The sequence below is a fragment of the Streptomyces broussonetiae genome, assembly GCF_009796285.1.
GTDB lineage: Bacteria > Actinomycetota > Actinomycetes > Streptomycetales > Streptomycetaceae > Streptomyces > Streptomyces broussonetiae.
Genome location: NZ_CP047020.1, coordinates 287,389 through 304,505, shown reverse-complemented (window position 1 = coordinate 304,505; position 17,117 = coordinate 287,389). Strand labels below are relative to the sequence as shown.

Annotated in this window: 13 protein-coding genes and 7 pseudogenes; 10 read left to right on the top strand and 10 right to left on the bottom strand. The window is 68.3% G+C overall.

Features of this window, described 5'->3' with window-relative positions:
• Window positions 1-73 precede the first annotated feature (73 nt).
• A pseudogene (locus tag GQF42_RS01500) lies at window positions 74-285 on the top strand (cold-shock protein).
• A gap of 369 nt (window positions 286-654) precedes the next feature.
• Here GQF42_RS01500 and GQF42_RS01495 read toward each other — a convergent pair.
• From GQF42_RS01495 to GQF42_RS01480, 4 genes are all read right to left on the bottom strand, one after another.
• Entirely contained in the window at window positions 655-1,677 is a 1,023-nt protein-coding gene (locus GQF42_RS01495) for an iron-containing redox enzyme family protein (RefSeq protein WP_158916967.1), read from the bottom strand.
• Window positions 1,674-1,886, bottom strand: coding sequence for a CDGSH iron-sulfur domain-containing protein (locus tag GQF42_RS01490; RefSeq protein ID WP_158916965.1), 213 nt, complete (start codon window positions 1,884-1,886; stop codon window positions 1,674-1,676). Before GQF42_RS01490 ends, GQF42_RS01495 begins: the two co-directional genes overlap by 4 nt.
• The gene (locus GQF42_RS01485) at window positions 1,870-2,550 is read right to left on the bottom strand and encodes a HemK2/MTQ2 family protein methyltransferase (protein ID WP_158916963.1); all 681 of its coding nucleotides are present in this window, start codon (window positions 2,548-2,550) and stop codon (window positions 1,870-1,872) included. The genes GQF42_RS01490 and GQF42_RS01485 overlap by 17 nt, the downstream gene beginning before the upstream one ends.
• Before the next feature lie 330 nt (window positions 2,551-2,880).
• Window positions 2,881-4,416 (bottom strand): FAD-dependent oxidoreductase, encoded by a 1,536-nt coding sequence (locus GQF42_RS01480; protein ID WP_158929658.1) that lies wholly within the window; start codon window positions 4,414-4,416, stop codon window positions 2,881-2,883.
• 203 nt (window positions 4,417-4,619) lie between these two features.
• On the opposite strand from GQF42_RS01480, the gene GQF42_RS01475 reads away from it, so the two are divergent.
• On the top strand, window positions 4,620-4,946 hold the full coding sequence (locus GQF42_RS01475) for a plasmid stabilization protein (protein WP_158916961.1): 327 nt from the start codon (window positions 4,620-4,622) through the stop codon (window positions 4,944-4,946).
• A 201-nt stretch (window positions 4,947-5,147) separates the two neighbouring features.
• Here GQF42_RS01475 and GQF42_RS47510 read toward each other — a convergent pair.
• From GQF42_RS47510 to GQF42_RS01460, 3 genes and pseudogenes are all read right to left on the bottom strand, one after another.
• Window positions 5,148-5,573, bottom strand: a pseudogene (locus tag GQF42_RS47510) (transposase); the annotation flags it as partial.
• Window positions 5,574-5,949: 376 nt separating this feature from the next.
• Window positions 5,950-6,263 (bottom strand): annotated as a pseudogene (locus GQF42_RS01465) (transposase); the annotation flags it as partial.
• 231 nt (window positions 6,264-6,494) lie between these two features.
• Window positions 6,495-7,121: a TetR/AcrR family transcriptional regulator gene (locus GQF42_RS01460; protein WP_158916959.1), complete on the bottom strand. Its 627-nt coding sequence runs from the start codon at window positions 7,119-7,121 to the stop codon at window positions 6,495-6,497.
• A 132-nt stretch (window positions 7,122-7,253) separates the two neighbouring features.
• On the opposite strand from GQF42_RS01460, the gene GQF42_RS01455 reads away from it, so the two are divergent.
• From GQF42_RS01455 to GQF42_RS01425, 6 genes and pseudogenes are all read left to right on the top strand, one after another.
• The gene (locus tag GQF42_RS01455; RefSeq protein WP_158916957.1) at window positions 7,254-8,186 is read left to right on the top strand and encodes an alpha/beta hydrolase family protein; all 933 of its coding nucleotides are present in this window, start codon (window positions 7,254-7,256) and stop codon (window positions 8,184-8,186) included.
• A gap of 41 nt (window positions 8,187-8,227) precedes the next feature.
• Window positions 8,228-9,087 (top strand): annotated as a pseudogene (locus GQF42_RS01450) (LLM class flavin-dependent oxidoreductase).
• A gap of 15 nt (window positions 9,088-9,102) precedes the next feature.
• A complete protein-coding gene (locus tag GQF42_RS01445; RefSeq protein WP_158916955.1) occupies window positions 9,103-10,071 on the top strand; it encodes an alpha/beta hydrolase in 969 nt (322 codons plus the stop codon).
• Window positions 10,072-10,278: 207 nt separating this feature from the next.
• The gene (locus tag GQF42_RS01440; protein WP_158916953.1) at window positions 10,279-11,175 is read left to right on the top strand and encodes a cyclase family protein; all 897 of its coding nucleotides are present in this window, start codon (window positions 10,279-10,281) and stop codon (window positions 11,173-11,175) included.
• Between the two features lie 329 nt (window positions 11,176-11,504).
• Window positions 11,505-12,598, top strand: a protein-coding gene (locus GQF42_RS47945; protein ID WP_446447348.1) for an IS630 family transposase whose coding sequence is annotated in 2 segments (ribosomal slippage) — window positions 11,505-11,966 and window positions 11,969-12,598 — 1,092 coding nt in all. Because the reading frame shifts where the segments join, the coding sequence is not laid out codon by codon here.
• A 97-nt stretch (window positions 12,599-12,695) separates the two neighbouring features.
• The gene (locus tag GQF42_RS01425) at window positions 12,696-14,105 is read left to right on the top strand and encodes an IS701 family transposase (protein ID WP_158916949.1); all 1,410 of its coding nucleotides are present in this window, start codon (window positions 12,696-12,698) and stop codon (window positions 14,103-14,105) included.
• Between the two features lie 50 nt (window positions 14,106-14,155).
• On the opposite strand, the pseudogene GQF42_RS01420 reads toward GQF42_RS01425, so the two are convergent.
• The 3 genes and pseudogenes from GQF42_RS01420 to GQF42_RS01410 form a co-directional block, all read right to left on the bottom strand.
• A pseudogene (locus GQF42_RS01420) lies at window positions 14,156-14,458 on the bottom strand (ISAzo13 family transposase); the annotation flags it as partial.
• A gap of 101 nt (window positions 14,459-14,559) precedes the next feature.
• Complete coding sequence (locus GQF42_RS01415) at window positions 14,560-15,174, bottom strand: hypothetical protein (protein WP_158916947.1); 615 nt, start codon at window positions 15,172-15,174, stop codon at window positions 14,560-14,562.
• A 95-nt stretch (window positions 15,175-15,269) separates the two neighbouring features.
• Window positions 15,270-15,455, bottom strand: a pseudogene (locus GQF42_RS01410) (transposase); the annotation flags it as partial.
• A 61-nt stretch (window positions 15,456-15,516) separates the two neighbouring features.
• Between GQF42_RS01410 and GQF42_RS47505 the strand changes: the two are divergent.
• Together GQF42_RS47505 and GQF42_RS01405 are read left to right on the top strand one after the other, a co-directional pair.
• Window positions 15,517-15,756 (top strand): annotated as a pseudogene (locus tag GQF42_RS47505) (hypothetical protein); the annotation flags it as partial.
• Window positions 15,757-15,853: 97 nt separating this feature from the next.
• The gene (locus GQF42_RS01405; RefSeq protein ID WP_233273172.1) at window positions 15,854-17,116 is read left to right on the top strand and encodes an ISL3 family transposase; all 1,263 of its coding nucleotides are present in this window, start codon (window positions 15,854-15,856) and stop codon (window positions 17,114-17,116) included.
• Window position 17,117 lies beyond the last annotated feature (1 nt).

Here is a 17,117-nt window from a genome sequence, read left to right as displayed (position 1 = left end):
ATGATCACAGGGTTCGCGGCAGTCTGGCCGGGGGTACATAGGGTGAGCAAGTGGCACTGAGCGTGAGGGACGTGTGAGGGCTACAGGAACCGTGAAGTGGTTCAACGCGGACAAGGGGTTCGGCTTCATCAGCCAGGATGACGGCGGGCCGGACGTCTTCGTGCACTTCTGCGCGATTCAGTCCCACGGCTTCAAATCCCTCATGGACAACGACCGGATCGAATACGACCTGTGCAGGGTGCGAAGGGGCCCCAGGCCGAGAACGTCGTGGTCCTCGAGCAGTAGGCCACACTCCCACCGCCACGCGGCAGGGCGCAGTCTGCCCGGTCCCCGTCCGGAGCCGCTCAACCTCGACCCGCACGCCAGCGACACGGGGTGGGCTTGTGTGGCGTCCATGGCTCGATCGCTCAAGATCGACGAGATTCCTCAAGCTTCGGTGCGACGGGCGGGGGCATCCAGCTCTTGGAGCGCAGCACCTGCATGGTGGCCTAGCGGTTGGTGATCAGGACCATGTCGAGCGTGCGTGCCGATCACCGACGCGAGACGCATCGAGCCGTGGGCGCTCGCACGAGGAGTATTGCCGTGTGGAACCCTGTCTGTCACATCGGTCACCACGAGCAGACCGTGTTCGACCTGCGTCCACCATGCTCCGTCTCATGTGCCCTGCGTATCCCAGAGCGCCGGTGTGATGCTGCCTGTCCGCAGCGCCGTCCACCCGGCCCGCCAGGCATCCAGCAGGCGGGCCCCCAGCCGGTCCTCCAGATGGCCGGTTGCGCGGATCCCGAACACCACGTCGGCGTCCAGCCACGGCTCGCGGGCCAGCAGCCCCGCGACGACCTCGTGCCGTACGACCTGTTCGTGGACCGCGTCCGCCTCGACGTGCTCCGTGTAGTACCGGATGGCCGCAGGGCCCGCGCCCATCCGGCGCAGGGCGTCGGCCAGGCGGCGGGAAGCCGGGGGTGAGGTGACCTCGATGGCCGCGAAGTGCCCGATCAGCGCCCCGCGCAGGGCCCGGTGCAGACCGAACAGGGACATCAGGTTGAAGGTGGCCAGCGCCTCGGCCGGCGCGGCGTCGACGTAGTGGCCGTAGGAGGTGTCCAGACCCAGGTCCGTCATGAGGTTGGCGAACAGCTCCGCGTGTATCTCCTCCGCGTGGCCCGCGCCGTACTCGTCGAACTCGACGGCGACCATGGCGGCCTTGGCCCGCCCGCGCAACCGCGGGATAACCCATGCGTGCGGGTCCGCCTCCTTGAGGTGGTAGAGCGAGCGCAGTGCCGCGTACTCACGGAAGTGCGCGAGCGTGCCGTGGTCGTGCAGAAAGTGCGAGGGGCTCACGCTGTCGGCGCCGACCGGTTCGAGCTGCAGCTCATCCAGTGCCCGTTCGGCCTTGTCGGACGCGCCGACCGGCACATCCGCGCGCAGGGTGCCGAGAAATCGCTCCTCGAGCGCGGCCCGAAGGGAGAGGAGTCCGGGGTCCCATTCACGCTCGTCCGGTACGCCGCTGAAACCCTGGTAGTGCAGTTCGTACAGAACGTACAACGCGAGATGCAGATCGTCGCCGTAGGCGTCCGCGGGGATCGCCGGCCGGACCGGCTCCGCTCCGCGCAGCGCGTCCGTCACCGCGGCTGATGCCGGGCCGCGTGGCTCGGGCAGCAGCGGCAGGCCTACGTTCGTCATGACGTCTCGTCCCGTCTCCTTCGGCGGCGATGGCTGGTGTCGCACCAGGGCGGCGTGCGGGTGCGCCGGCAGGTGCAGATGGCCACGGTGAAGCGCCGCGACACCGTCACCTCGCCGTCCTCGCCCACGACCTCGACCGGTCCCTCCACCAGGAGCGGGCCGTCCCGCTGGACGCGGATGCGGCGGGGGCGTTCAGATGGGTTCGGCACGGATCACCACCAGGTCCTCGGTCGTAGGGCCGGTCACCAGTCCGCGTTCGCGCAGCCAGGCGAGCCGGGAGAGCAGTACGCGGCCGAAAGGCAGCCGGGTGCGGTCGACGACCTCCGCGTGCAGCCCGGCCGCACGGAAACGGACCAGCGTCTCCTCGACACCGCTCAGGTGCGAGTGCACCATCAGCAGCGTCCCCGTCGGCCGCAGCACCGCCGGCGCCAGCGCGCAGATCCGGTCGATCAACAGCCGGCCGTCCGTGCCGGCGTCCCAGGCCCGGGCCCTGCCCCGGGGCGCGCCCTTGACGGGCGGCGCGGGGACGTACGGCGGGTTGGTGACCACTAGGTCGAAACGACGGCCCGGAACGGCGGACGTCAGGTCACCATGGCGTACCTGCACCACCTGCCCGTTCATCACGGCATTGCACCAGGCGGCGGCGATCGCACGCCAGGAGATGTCCACCGCGGTGACCCGGGCACCCAACCGGGCTGCCTCCACCGCGAGCGCGCCGCTGCCGGTGCCGAGATCCAGAACCTGCGTACGGCTGGTGATCTGCTCCCGGCGCATCACGCGGCTGAGCAGCCCGGTGTCGGCCTGCGGGCGGTAGACCCCCGGAGGGATCCAGCAGCGAAACCGGGGAACAGCGGTGACGAACTGGGCCGTCATCCCGGATCCTTTGTCAGCCGCATGCTGCGCGGCCGTTCAAACAGCGACCAGGCGACTTCGTACAACCTGGGGGCCCTCGCGCGAACGCTGCTGCGCGCCCAGCCGGGGCCGCGGCTGTCGGCCGCACAATCGGGGCCGGCCATGGAGGTCGGCGCTACCGCGTCGGAGGGCACAGACGACTCGTTGAATACGCGATTGATGGCGTGGGGGGCCTTCATGAGGTTGCTCCGCAGCGGTGTGGGGATACGGGGGTGCCGGACACGGCACACCGTGTCGTACGAGTACCCCTGGGCTCCGGAGGTAACGAAGCACCGGAGCCTGAGAGGTCTGTCAGGGCGATTGGATTTCGCGCTTTTCCAGCGGCCGCACGGCGGGTCCCTGGAGGATGCGGCCGTCCGGCGCGAAGCGGGAGCCGTGGCACGGACATTCCCATGCCTGCTCTGCGCGGTTGAAAACGACGAGACAGCCGAGGTGGGTGCAGCGGGCCGAGACGGCCTGGAGCTGGCCGTCGCCGTCACGATGGACGGCACACTGGTGCCCGCCCATGCGTAGGACGGCACCGTCTCCCGGCGCGAGGTCTTCGGGCGCGGGCGCTGTGACGTGCGGGAGACGGTCGCCGACGAAGTGTTTGGCCACGTGGGCCTGGTGCCTGAGGAACGACCCGCCCTCGCGGACCACGGAGGCCAGGCGGCGGGGATCGTACAGCCCCGCCCACTCGACTTCTCGGCCCTCGATGAGGTTACTGATCAGCTGGCCGGCCATGATGCCGCCGCTCAGGCCCCAGCCGCCGAAGCCGGTGGCTACGTAAATGTGGCGGCTGCCGGGGCGGAGCGGTCCCACGAGAGGCACGGAGTCGGTGGAGTCGTTGTCCTGGGTGGCCCATCGGTGGGTGAAACTCAGCCCGGTGAAGCGGCTGTCGGCCCAGGCGGTGAGCCGGTCGAACCGTTCCTCGACGTCGGCGGCGCCGGGGGTGAAGTGCTCGCCGGTGACGATCAGCAGCCGCCCGCCGTCGCCGTAGGGAGCGCTGCGGACCGAGCGGGTGTTCCCCTCGGGCGTGATGTACATGTCGCGGGGGGCCTGGCTGGCGGCGAGCGTCCCCGCGACGACCAGCTCACGGCGCGGGGAGAGCCGGGTGAAGAGCAAGGCGCGGTCGAAGACGGGATAGTGCGTGGCGACCACAACCTCGCGCGCCCGGACCGACACACCCGTGTCGGTCCACAGGACGCAGGGTTCGCCTTCGGTGAGGCCGGTGACGCGCGTCCCCTCGTACACGGTGCCGCCGCGCCGGTGCAGGTCTTCGGCCAGCGCGAGCAGGTACTTCACGGGATGGAACTGCGCCTGGCCGGTCACCCGGACCGCACCGGCCACCGGGAAGGGCAGTTCCGTCTCCGTGACGAACTCGGCCGGCAGGCCTGCCTCGCGCGCCGCCTCGGCCTCGGCTCGCATGCGCGCGATGTCCGGCGGCCTCTCGGTGTAGGTGCAGGCGGCTGCCTCCTCCCACTCGCAGTCGATGCCGAGGTCGGTGACGATCTCGGCGGCACGGCGGATCGCGGCCGACTGGGAGCGGGCGTACAGCCGCGCGCCCTCCCGGCCGCGGGTGCGGCGGAGGTGGTCGTACACGAGGGTGTGCAGGGCGGTCAGCTTGGCCGTCGTATGGCCGGTGACACCGGCGGCGATCCGGCCGGCCTCCAGGACGGCCACCTCACGGCCTCCCCGGACGAGCTCCCAGGCTGTGCTGAGCCCTGCCATCCCGCCGCCGACAACCGCGACGTCGACGGAGACGTCGCCGAACGGCGGAGGAGCGGGCTCGCGGCCCGACGCGGTCTCGAGCCAGTACGAACCCCGGATTCCCTGCTCAGCGTTCATGGCCATCGAGTTCCCGTCCTGCCAAGGCCACACGTGCAATCGCGCCTGGCGGCCTTGGAGATCTCCGGTGGGTGGGAGGCGAGCTTCGGGGAACCCGGCAGCTGACCGAGAACAGGGGCGGCGCAGTGCCCCGGGCCGACGGATCAAAAGGGGCTGTCCAGCCCCGTCCCGTCGTGTGAACGGTGAGAACAAGGAGGGGCGCAATGCCGGCCGGATCGAGTTCCAAGCGGGAACGGCAGTACGAACACATCAAGAAGAGCGCCCAGGACCGCGGCGAGTCCGCGGGGCGCGCCAGGGAGATCGCCGCGCGCACGGTCAACAAGGAGCGGGCCAGGTCGGGCGAGTCGAAGACCGCAAGCAAAGCCTCGATGCGTGACAGCAAGTCGGCGTCCCAGCGTGGGGGAGAGCGCTCGCACAGCGGCGCGCAGGGGCCGACCAAGGACCAGCTGTACGAGGAGGCGAAGAAGCGCAACATCGAGGGCCGCTCCTCGATGACCAAGAAGCAGCTGCAGAACGCTCTCGGCCGCTGATGGCGAGGACGTTGCGGTCGAAGGTGGACCGGATCGCGCAGCCCTGTACCGCGTCCGCCGCACGGCAGGCCGATCCCGTCCAGCAGGCGGTGCTACATCTCGAGGTCGCCCTGCGCGACCATACAGGGCGACTCCCGGTCGCAGTGGAGGTCGTCCGACGGCTCCTGAAGGCGGACCAGCGGCCGTGGTGGTGACGGCCTGGTGGATCGTGCCCTCCACGCCTGAGCGGATCGCGTAGACGGCCTTCCACTCCTCGGTTTCCTGCTCGGCTCTGACGCGTTCGAGGACGGCTTCTTGATCTTGCGGGCGGACGGTGAGTTGTCGGCCGTAGCGGGTGGAGCTGGTGCACTGCGCGCGAGCCGGGCAGGGCGCGCAGGTCTCGGTGGCGAAGCGGATGCGGATCGCGGGCCGCTGGTTGTTGTCGAGTCCTTCGGTCCAGTAGCGGCTGTGAGCGCCGTTGGGGCATGTCGCCTGTCGGGCGTCCCAGTCGATGGTGAAGGATGTCTTGCCGTAGCCGGCGGCCTGGACGGTGTGGCGGGTGTGCGGCCTGACCGGGCCGATGACGCGGACACCACGCTGGCTGGGCGCGGTGAGCAGGAGCTCCGCGGAGATGTATCCGGCGTCCATCAGGTGTTCGCCGGGCAGCAGGTCCTTGGCGTGGAGCCGGTCGTGGATCTCGTCGACGACCACGGGGTCGCCGACCGTGGCGTCCGTGGTGACCACGTGGGTGATCAGGTGGGGTCGGCCGCTCTCCTGGGCGTCGCAGGTCTCGGTGAAGTGGACCTTGTAGCCGTCCCAGGCTGAGCCGCGCTTGACGGCGTTGCGGGAGTCGGGGTCGTAAGGCGAGGTGATCCTCGCTCTGCTGGGCGGGAGATCATTCTTCCCCCGTCAGATCACCTCCTGCACTCCGTCCGTGACCGTCCGCTGAAACTGCTGCAGCCATACTGTCCGCAGGATGCCGACGGCGGGCACCTCCTGCAGTCAGTCGGGAGTGGCTGATGCTGCGGCCTTCAGCTTCACGTACCAGGCGTCGCAGCAGGCCGTTGAGCTGGTTGAAGACGCCTTCCTTCTGCCAGGCGGCGAAGTAGCCATAGACCGTTTCCCACGGCGGGAAGTCGTGCGGGAGGTAGCGCCAGGGGATCCCGTGCGGTCGACGTAGAGGATGGCGTCCATGATGCGGCGCAGGTCGTGCTCGGGCGGGCGGTCGATGTCCAGGCCCTTGCCTCTGCGCTCGACCCGCCAGGCGGTGAGGGTGGGACCGATCAACTCCCAGCGGGCATCGGTGAGGTCGCTGGGGTACGGGCGGTGTCGCGTCATGTTTCGGTAGTACCGTCGGGCAAGGTGCATCCCAGGGCGCAAACAGCGTCAACCGGGGGCGCCTTGGGATCAGACAGGAGCGACTCCACTCAAACGGGCAGAGGTATGGAGTCTGCTGTCGCACAGCCCGCATTGACCACTCTCGCCTCAGTAGCCGCAGACTCACTCGTCCCGCGAAGCGCCACCAAACAGCCCCTCCGGGATAAAACGCTCTTTAGACCAGGGAGCACGTCAAGGCCCAGTTGCTGACCTCACCTCATTGCCTGTCGGTGCCGGGGCGGGCTGGGTAAGGCCGGCGAGCATCAGGTCGATCATGTGGCGGGCCTGGTAGTCGGGAAAGGTTTCGATTCCGATGCACAGGTTGCCGATGGCGAGCATGAAGTCGTAGGCCCGTACGTCGGCGCGTGTGTAGCCAGCGGAGGCGGACGCTTTCAGCAGTTGGTCGAGCACGGGCAGCAGGCGTTCGACGAACTCGTTGTGCAGGCTCTCGAATCCGGCTCGGTCCGAGTGCAGCGCCTCGGCGAGGCCGTGTTTGGTGACGAGGAAGTCGGCGAATTGGTGGACCCACTGCCGCAGGATTTCGTAGGGGGCATCGGCAGTCTGCGCCGCGTGGGCAGCTGCGGCGAGTGCGTCAACCTGGTGCCGGAAGACCGCGACCACCAAGTCCGCCCGGGTGGGGAAGTGGCGGTAGATGGTGCCCATGCCGAGGCCTGATTCTGCTGCGATCTCCCGTACGGGAGCGTGGACCCCCATACGGACGAACACGGCCGCAGCTGCGTCCAGGAGCTTCTGCTCGTTTCGGCGCACGTCGGCTCGTTTGCGACCTGCAGCTGCTGGCGGAGTGTCGGCTGTGGACATCGTGAACACCTCCTGCTTGCAAAACGGAGCGTTGCTCCGTATTTTAATCCGGAGCGGCGCTCCACTTTTTCAATGATGCCAGACGCCGCGCCGCACGAGCCCACTGGGCATATTGAGAAAGGCATTCACCACATGAGCGGCACCACGTCAGTCGACGGCGGCAACGCCTTCACCGCCTCAGTCATCTCTGTCAGCCCGATCGCGCTGCCCGCTCCGGACCGCGGCCAGGACGTGCAGGTACGGGTCACAGCGCCCACGGCCGGCCACAACCTGCCTGTCGTCGTCCTCTCGCACGGCATGACCCTGACCATGGACGATTACGCACCACTGGTCGGCTTCTGGGCCGCCCGCGGCTTCGTCGTCATCCAGCCAACACATCTCGACTCCCTCGGCCTGGCCCCCGACGACCCGCGCACCCCGCTCATCTGGCGCATCCGCACTGACGACCTCACTCACGTCCTGGACCAGCTCGACACCCTCGAAGCCGCCGTGCCCGGGCTGGCCGGCCGCATCGACCACGACCGCATTGCGGTGGCCGGACATTCCTGGGGCGCGCAGACCGCCAGCACCCTGGCGGGCGCACGGGTCGTCGGCGCCGACGGCACTCCCGGTGAGAGCATGGCCGACCCGCGGGTCAGCGCGGCCGTGCTGCTGTGCCTGCCCGGTGCCGGCGGCGCCGACCTGAGCCCGCTCGCCACCCGGTACTTCCCGTTCATGAACCCTGATTTCGCCGAGCTGAAGACACCCAGTCTTATGGTCGCCGGCGACGCGGACCAGTCCCCGCTCACGGTGCGTGGTCCGGACTGGTTCACCGACGGCTACCGCCTCAGCCCGGGCGCCACCGATCTGCTGACCCTGTTCGGCGCGGAACACGGACTCGGCGGCATCCAGGGAGCCAACGACACGCGCACCACCGACGAAAGCTCCGAGCGTGTTGCGCTCGTCCAGCACGCCACCCTGGCGTATCTGCGTACCGCGCTGGGCCTGGACAACGACGCGTGGCCTACCGCCCGTCGGGCTCTGGCTGCGGCCGCCGACCCGCTGGGAAGCATCGACTCGAAGTGACCAACCGCCTCGCACTGGCCGGTAAATCCAGTTTCGGAATCATGACCGCCCCGGCGCAGGTCGCCTACGACGACATCCTGCGGGTCTGGCACGAGGCGGATGGCATCCCTCAGATCGAGCATGCCTGGCTGTTCGACCACCTCATGCCGCTCGGTGGGGACCCGAACGGGCCCACCTCGAGGGCTGGACACTGCTGTCGGCTCTCGCGGCCCAATCCGAGCGGTTGCGGCTCGGGGTGATGGTCACCAGCAACAGGTTCCGCCCACCGGCCATGCTGGCCAAGATCTCCGCCACTGTCGACGCCGTCTCCGGCGGCAGGCTCGAGTTCGGTATCGGCGCGGGCTCTCGCACCGACGTGCCGCTGGCCCGGCGTGAGTGCGCAGCTCACGGCCTTTCCTTCCACGATGCCGCCCACGCGGTCGGAAGCCTCGCCGAGGCGTGCACGATCATCCGCAGACTATGGACCGAAACCGCACCATTCGACTTCCACGGCGAGTACCACCAGTTGACGGGTGCGTTCTGTAGTCCCAAACCCGTCCAGCATCCCCGCCCCCCGATCCTGGTCGGCGGCCAGGCCACCCGGACGCTGCGCGTGGTTGCCGAGCATGCGGACCGGCGGAACATGCCCGGCGGCAGCATCGACAAGGCGATCGAGCGCAGCGCCACCCTCGACCGGCTGTGCGAGGAGACCGGCCGTAACCCGGCTGAGATCACCCGATCCATCGTCCTGCCCGTCTCCTACGATCGGCCTCAGCACACCCGCCACACCATCCGCGCGGCGCTCGATGGCGGGGTCAGCCACATCGTGCTCGGCCTAGGCGCGCCCTACCCGACCGGCGTCGCACGCTGGGTTGCCGACACCATCATCGCCCCTCTCTCCGACAAGATCACCGCCCCCTGAACCGAGGAATCGCCGATGGCCAGGACGCACCCGCCGCTCGACCCTGAGCTCGCCGCAGTGCTGACGGTGGTATACGAACACCTATCACCGACCATCACCCCCGAGGACATCGAGGAACTGCGGACCAACCCCATGTTCGCGGTCCCGGACGAGCTCCTGACGCGCAACGGGACGGTCCAACTGCAGAACTTGTTCGTACCCGGCCCGGAGAGTGCTCCGGAGGTTTCGCTCCTCGTCCTCAGGCCGGTGGGTCTGGCGGCGGGAGCGCCCATCCTCTACTACATGCACGGCGGCGGCATGATCATCGGCAACAACCGCACCGTAGCCGGCGGCGTGCTGGACTGGGCCGTCGACATCGGCGCCATCGTGGTGTCGGTGGAGTACCGCCTGGCACCGGAGCACCCCGACCCGGCGCCGATCGAGGACTGCTACGCGGGTCTGCTGGGGACCCATGGACTCGCCACGGAGATAGGCGGTGACCCGAACCGCATCGTGGTCACCGGAGCGAGCGCCGGCGGCGGGTTCGCGGCTGGCCTGGCGCTTCTCGCACGTGACCGCGGTGGCCCTGAGCTGCTGGGTCAGTTGCTCATGTGCCCGATGCTCGACGACCGGTTCCTCACACCGAGCAGCCAGGAACTGGACGGCGAGGGCCTCTGGGACACCACCAGCAACATGACCGGATGGAACGCGTTGCTCGGCGAACGCAGAGGTGGCAGTGACGTCAGCATCTACACGGCGCCCGCGAGGGCGACCGACCTGTCCGGCTTGCCCAGCTCCTTCATCGACGTCGGCTCCGTCGAGACGTTCCGCGACGAGGACATTGATTACGCTGCTCGGCTGCTGCAGGCCGGTGTCCAGACCGAGCTGCACGTCTGGCCGGGCGGTTTCCACGGGTTCGACGGCATCGCGCCACAAGCTGCGCTCTCGCAGACCGCATCGGCGACCCGAAGCGCCTGGGTCCGGCGACTCTTGGCTGCGGGCTGACAAACAGCAGGACGACGTGATCTGCCCGCGCGTGAACTCGCAGGCCGAACTCGCGGTCGACTCCTTGACACGGCCCCAAGCGTGCCTGCCTGGAGCGGGAAGACAGACCACTGTCCGGTGGGCCAAGTGATGTCCCCGACATTCACGACGTCAGCTGCCGCACTGAGCCAGCACCTCTACGAAGTCAACTCTGAACTGTGAGGACAGATGGACACAAACGAAGTTGCCCGGCCGCAGGGAGAGAGGCCGCTGACCAACCGGGGCCGCTGGGGCGCCGACGACGACCGAGGCACCCTGAATTTCGTCACGGCCGCTGCGCGTGTCCGCGGCGTGGCCGAAGCCATGACGGGTCGCGTTGTCTCCTTGGCTCACCCGATCACACCGGTACCCATGGCCGCGCCGGTCGCCTTCGCCGAGCACAGCATGCCGGCCGCAGTACTGCAAACGATGACGTTCACGGGTTCGCCCGCCCCGGCGTTGACCGATGTGTTGCTGATCAACGTCCACCATGCGCGTTCGACGCACATCGACGCGTTGGCGCACATACCGGTCGACGGCACCGTCTACCCCGGTGTTTCAGTCGCCGAGGCAACTGCCGGGGCGACGGTCAGCCGGGGTTCATCGTCAGCGTTCGTCGACGGAATCGTGCCCCGGGGGGTATTTCTCGACCTGGCGCCGGGAGAGCGGCTCGCGGAGAACCATGTCGTGACCGCGGACGACCTCGCGGCGGCCGAGGAGCGACAGGGAGTGCGGGTCGAGTCCGGTGATGCGCTGGTTGTGCGCGGGGGATGGGTCGCAGCCGACGATCCTTTCGGCCCCCTGCCCACCACCTCGCTGAGCGCCGTCGAGTGGATGGCGGAGCGTGAAGTGTGCCTGTACGCCGGCGACATCGGCGACAAGCTCCCTGGACCGTCAGGCGGATCGCCCGTCCTGCACAACATCGCCCTGGCCGAGCTGGGAATGCCATTGATCGACTGCGTCAACGTGGGTGAGTTGGCGCGGGTATGCGCCGAAATCGGGCGATACAGTTTCCTGTTCGCGCTTGGCACGATTCCCGTGCACGGCGCGACCGGGCTCCCGGCCAATCCCCTCGCAGTCTTCTAGGTTCGGTGCGAAAGTGCTGCTCTCAGCCACTCGTTGTGATGGCTGCGAGCAGCGCGGTCGCTCCGTAGTGGACCGCGAGATCGTCGTACCTGGTGGCTGCAGACCTGTGGCGTCTCGCCGGGTTCATCCCACAGTCCACCGCATGGTGTTGCCTGTAGCCACTTCGGTGGGCGCCCACGTGGGAACCGAGATCCCTGCGGTCGTGAACCTGGCCGGGTGTGTTGTGTTGCGTCGCGGTTTTCTCCCGCCGGCCTAATCTTGACTACTGAGCTCTTCGGGTTGTTGTCGGGGGTGGTGACGGGCGGTGATCCCTGCGGTAGGCCGGTGGTATGCGGTATGCGCAGGGTGGTGGACTGACCGCGGAGCGGCGGCGGTTTCGCGAGCGAATCCGGTACGAGGCCGGTGAACGGTTCGCTCGTGGTGAGAGAACCGCGGCGATCGCGAAGGATCTGCGGGTCAGTGAGCGGTCGGTGGAACGCTGGCGTCGCACCTGGCGGGAGAGCGGAATGGCCGCGCTCGCGTCCGCGGGGCCGCCAAAACTGCCCAAGCTGTCCGACGAACAGTTCACCGAGCTGGAGAAGGAGCTGGCGCTGGGGCCGGCCGCGCATGGCTGGGAGGACCAGCGCTGGACCCTGGCCCGGATCAGAGCGTTGATCGCCCGGAAGTTCCGGCTGGACTGCTCGTCGGCGGCGGTGTGGCGGCTGCTGCACCGGCACGGCTGGTCCTGGCAGTGTCCCGCCCGCCGGGCCCTGGAGCGCGACGAGCAGGCGGTGGGCCTGTGGAAGAAGGATGTGTGGCCGCAGGCGGAATGACTGCGGCGGCGCTGGGCGCGTACATCGTCTTCGAGGACGAGGCCGGGTTCTCGATGACGCCGCCACGCGCCCGCACCTGGGGCCGGCGTGGACACACGGCGGTGGTGCGGGTGCGCGGCCGCTCCTGGCGCCGCTGGTCGATCGCCGCCATGTGCTGCTACAAACCGGGCGAGACCTCCCGTCTGATCTATCGGACGCGCCGCCACCGCAAGCACAAGGGCAAAGGACGAGACACCTTCGCCTGGAGCGACTACCGCGACCTGGTCGTCCGCGCCCACATCCAGCTCCAGGCACCCATCGTGCTGATCTGGGACAATCTCAACACCCATCGGGCCGCCGGAATGCGCGACTACGCGGCCGCGCACGACTGGCTCACCATCATCCAACTGCCCTCATACGCACCGGACTTGAATCCGGCCGAAGGTGTCTGGTCGCTGTTACGGCGCGGCCCCCTGGCCAACACCGCCTTCACCGACGACGAACACCTTGAACGAACCCTCCGCCGGGGCCTACGCCACATCCAACTCCGTCCTGACCTGATCGACGGCTGCTTTGCAGGCACCGGACTCACACTCACCCACCAGCCGACAACAATCCGAAGAGCTCAGTAACGGTAGTTCGTTAAATCCGGCGGTGGTGTGGATTGACGTCAGGTCGGGTTGGTCGTAGGCCGGTGGGAGGAGTCAACTGCCTTGCTGGGGGCTAAAGATGACTGCTCGCCGTCCGTGTCCGCCTGCGCCGGGGCCGTTGGAGGACTACGCGGCCCGGTTCGACGACCTCTTCTTCAGTCTCGCCCAGCGGCGGGGGTTTCGCGAGTACCTGACCGGGCTGCTGGCGCCGCGGGAGCGGAACAAGACGATCACCTGTCTGGCCGGGGCGGAGCCGGTGGCCGGTGCGGGGATGCCGGGGGTGCAGCGGCTGCAGTTCTTCCTGTCCGAGTCGCCCTGGGAGGTCGAGCTGGTCAACGACCGGCGGCTTGAACTGCTGCGAGAGCAGCCGGCGACCGCTCCGCACGACGGTGGGGTCATCGTGATCGACGACTCCGGGGACCGCAAGGACGGCATGGCCACCGCGCACGTGGGCAGGCAGTGGCTGGGCCGGTTGGGCAAGACGGACAACGGCATCGTCACAGTGACCACGGTGTGGACCGACGGCCGCGTGTACTACCCGCTGCACGCGACTCCCTACACCCCTGCCCACCACTTCGACCGCGGCCGCTCGGATCCGTCCTTCCGCACGAAACCGCAGCTGGCCGCTGCCCTCGCGGCCCGCGGGAAGGAGGCGGGCTTCGGCTGCCGGGCGGTGGTCGCCGACTGCGCCTACTCCGTCAGCGACGACTGGTACCTCGCGCTGCGCGAAGCCGGCCTGCCCTACGTAGTAGCCCTCAAGCCGCGCAACGGTGTCTGGGCCCCAGCCCACGAGCCGCACACTCCCATCGAAGCCGCACACGCCCTGACCTGGAAGGATGCCAGGCGTCCCGGCGACTGGACAGCTGTGGAGCGTCACTTCCGCGACGGGCACACCGAGACCTGGTGGGCCGCCGACGCCCGCCTGGGCGGCTACGGACCCGACTCACCCTGCCGACTGGTCGTGGCCACCACCGACCCGGCCAGCCTGCCGGAGAAAGCCACCTGGTACCTGGCCACCAACCTGCCCCACCCCGACGCACCCCACGCCACCACCAGCCCGCACCCGCCGGCCGACCTCGCCGAGATCATCCGCCTCTACGGACTACGGCCCTGGATCGAGCAGAGCTACAAACAGATCAAGGACGAACTCGGCTGGGCCGACTTCCAAGTCCGCTCCGACCGCGCTATCCGCCGCCACCAAACCCTGGTCAACTGCGCCTTCTCCTTCTGCTGGGACCAGTGGTTCGCCCCACCGGGCCCCCTGGACGCCACCGCGCCCGACCCGTGCCCCGACGAGGGGCCAGAGAGGGGGCCCAGCCATACCCCTCCAGCCCCAACCGCCCTGCTGGCCAAGGGCCTTACGGGCCATCCGCTCCTGGCTCACCCCCGCCATCACCCTTACCCGATGGTGGCGAGCCTGGACGGACGCCGACCCACCCTGCGAACTCCAGGCGCTGATCGACGCGGTCACCACAGGACACGGCATTGACCTCTACCTCCGGATTTAACGAACTACCGGTAATTAGGGCTCGTAAAGAATCAACACGGTGGTTTTGTCTCTGTCGTGAGGGCGATGCCGTGTGCGGTTGCGTAGACGTGGAGGCCGGCGAGGGTGGTCAGGTGTGTCGCCGCGGGGCTGGGGGTGTGTCCGTGTTGGTCCATGAGCTGTCCGATCTCGCCGGTGGCCTCGCGGATGGTGTCCTTGCTGACCGTGAACAGGCGGGCGAGCACGGTGGGCGACAGGCCAAGGCGCTGGTGCAGCACGGTGGCCAGGACGCGGTCAGCCAGGTCGAGTTTGGCTTTGCGGCCGCCGCCCGGGGCTCGGCGTCGGGTGCCGCCTTCGATAGTGCCGTATTCAGGGTGACTCGTTGACCTACGCCGTGGAGAGGTCGCTCTTCTTGAACACCACTGTTTGAATGCCTGCCCCAACACCCCGCCGAACATCACCCGTCGAAGTTGGACCAGAAGATCCCGATGCCCGTACCACTCTCGTCCCGACCGACCAGGATGCTGTTCGACGTGAAGTCGCAGGTGGGGAAGACCAGGGCATTCGCGCCGCTCGCCGGGTCGACAACGACATCGAGCATCGGGGTCCGGGAGCCGGCCTCCTGCTGCGCCTCGAACTCGGCCACGGCCTGGGCCACGGGGTCCTCGGCCCCGGCAAACCCGGCGGTCCGGTGAAGAGCCCCGCCGATGACCAGGTTGTCCGGGGTGCTGGAGTAGATCGCGGACGCATCCTCACTCAGCTGGTTGACGTCGTCCGACACCTCCTCCCAGCTCGCACCTATCAACGCATCCGGGGTGGCACCGCCGGCGACCAGCGCGACCGAGGAGACGGCCGCGCCTCGCTCGTCGTCCCAGTCGAACGCCAGATACACCTCGTGCAGCCCGTCGGCGACGTCGTCGAACGTAAAGAAGTCCCCGCCGTCGAGCCCGCACACCGCAATCTCCCCGCGACTCAGCAGCCGCCCGGCCAGCGTGAACTCGCCCAGGTACCCGGGTTCCCCCTCCGGATCGTTCGCCTTCAAAACCGCTTCGATCGCTTCAATCATCTTCATGCCGGTGAGTGTGCCATCCCCCACCGACAGGCCCGGGCCAAGCGGACAGTGTCCGAGGGTGTGTCAATTTAACGGCTGATCTTGGTTGTTGAGTGGTCAGTTGTTGCTCGGGGCACGTCGTCCAGGCCGCGGTTCTTCAGCTCGGTGAACACGTGCAGCCAGTACTTCGCGCCCTCGCCGCCGTCACCGGCCCAGATGCCGAGGATGTCGCGGGTGCCGTCCACGGTCACCGCCATCACGACATAGACCGGGCGGTTCGCGACCTTCCCGTCCCTGATCTTGGTTCTGTCGACGATCTTGTGATCCGGACGGTTGAACAGACTGTGCCGAGGGTTCGCGATCATGCATCGGTGCTCTCGTGATGTGCTCCTGGAGCTGTTTCCGTACCTGTCCGCGCTGCTGATCGAAGAGGTCGAGCGACGGCCGGACAAGGTGGTACTGCGGGCACGCGTGCGGTCGACGACGGGAGCCTGCCGCTGCGGTCATAGCTCGTCGCGGGTGCACGGCGGGTATGTACGCACGCTGCGTGATGCCGCTGTGGGCGGTCTCGGTGTCGTGATCGAGTTACACATACGTCGCTTTCGCTGTGAAAATCCCGCCTGCCCGGCAGTGACGTTCGCCGAGCAGATCGCGGGGCTGACGACTCCGCACGGCCGCTATACCCCCTTGGCTGCGAGGGTTGTTGACGCAGATCGGGTTGGCGCTGGCCGGCCGGGCCGGGGCCCGCCTGGCGGCCGCGGTCGGCATCACCGTGGGCAGGGACACCCTGCTGCGGATGGTCCGGGCCCTGCCCGAGCCGGAGATCGGCGAGGTTGAGGTGCTTGGTGTCGACGCCTATGCCTTCCGCAAGGGCCGCCACTACGGCACGGTGCTGATCGACATGGCCACCCACCGGCCGCTGCATCTCTACGACGGCCGCGAGGGCGAGGACCTGGCTGCCTGGCTCCAAGACCATCCCGAGGTGAAGGTCATCTGCCGGGACCGCTCCAGTGGTTACGGGGAGGGCGCGCGGGTCGGGGCGCCGCAGGCCCAGCAGGTCGCGGACCGATATCACTTGTGGGCCAACCTCGGTCAAGCGGTTGAGAAGACGGTCAACGCCCACCGCTCCCGCCTGGCAGAGCCGCTTGCCGGAGCGGAAGACGGCCCCGGCCACCTGGATACGGAGCCTGAGGTGGTGCAGCCGTCGAAGGAGCTGAAGATCGTGACCCGGCTTCGTGAGCAGCATGCCACCGCCCACGAGATGTGGGCGCAGGGGATGTCGAAGGCGGCGATCGGCCGGAAGCTCGGGCTGCACCAGGCCACTGTCCGCAAGCTGGTCAACGTCCGCTTCGCTGATGATGTCGTCGCCAAGAGCCTGCAGCGGGCGCATGTCGTCGACCCGTACGTCGGCTACCTGCACCGACGCTGGAACGAAGGCATAAGAAATGCCGCACAGCTCCACCGGGAGATCCAGGAACTCGGCTATCCCGGAGGCGAGTTGGCCGTCCAGCGTCATCTTCGGCGCTACCGCACCGGGCGCGGACACGCACCCGCCGTCGGCACCAAGCCTCTCTCGGTCTGCGAGGTCACCTCATGGATCATGACTCATCCCGAACACCTTCGCGATGGGGATGCCGACAAGCTGCACCGCTTGCGTGAGCGCGACCCCGAGCTGGACCGGCTCACCGGCCACGTCAGGAAGTTCGCCGCCATGATGACCGGACGCCACGGCGACCGCCTTGACGGCTGGATCACCGAAGCCGAACAGGACACCCTGGCCCCGCTGGCTTCCTTCGCCCGCAACCTCCGCCGTGATCTCGATGCCGTCCGCAATGGCCTGTCCATGCCCTACAGTTCCGGCGCCGTGGAGGGCAACATCAACCGGCTGAAGATGCTGAAACGACAGATGCTCGGCCGGGCTGGCCTCGATCTCCTTCGCAAACGCGTCCTGCTCGCACGATGAG

Coding starts and splice junctions, on each gene's coding strand:
- GQF42_RS01485 (WP_158916963.1), bottom strand. CDS start 2,550: ATGACGGCCCAGTTCGTCACCGCTGTTCCCCGGTTTCGCTGCTGGATC.
- GQF42_RS01440 (WP_158916953.1), top strand. CDS start 10,279: ATGGACACAAACGAAGTTGCCCGGCCGCAGGGAGAGAGGCCGCTGACC.
- GQF42_RS01445 (WP_158916955.1), top strand. CDS start 9,103: ATGGCCAGGACGCACCCGCCGCTCGACCCTGAGCTCGCCGCAGTGCTG.
- GQF42_RS01455 (WP_158916957.1), top strand. CDS start 7,254: ATGAGCGGCACCACGTCAGTCGACGGCGGCAACGCCTTCACCGCCTCA.
- GQF42_RS01475 (WP_158916961.1), top strand. CDS start 4,620: ATGCCGGCCGGATCGAGTTCCAAGCGGGAACGGCAGTACGAACACATC.
- GQF42_RS01425 (WP_158916949.1), top strand. CDS start 12,696: ATGACTGCTCGCCGTCCGTGTCCGCCTGCGCCGGGGCCGTTGGAGGAC.
- GQF42_RS01480 (WP_158929658.1), bottom strand. CDS start 4,416: ATGAACGCTGAGCAGGGAATCCGGGGTTCGTACTGGCTCGAGACCGCG.
- GQF42_RS01495 (WP_158916967.1), bottom strand. CDS start 1,677: ATGACGAACGTAGGCCTGCCGCTGCTGCCCGAGCCACGCGGCCCGGCA.
- GQF42_RS01460 (WP_158916959.1), bottom strand. CDS start 7,121: ATGTCCACAGCCGACACTCCGCCAGCAGCTGCAGGTCGCAAACGAGCC.
- GQF42_RS01415 (WP_158916947.1), bottom strand. CDS start 15,174: ATGAAGATGATTGAAGCGATCGAAGCGGTTTTGAAGGCGAACGATCCG.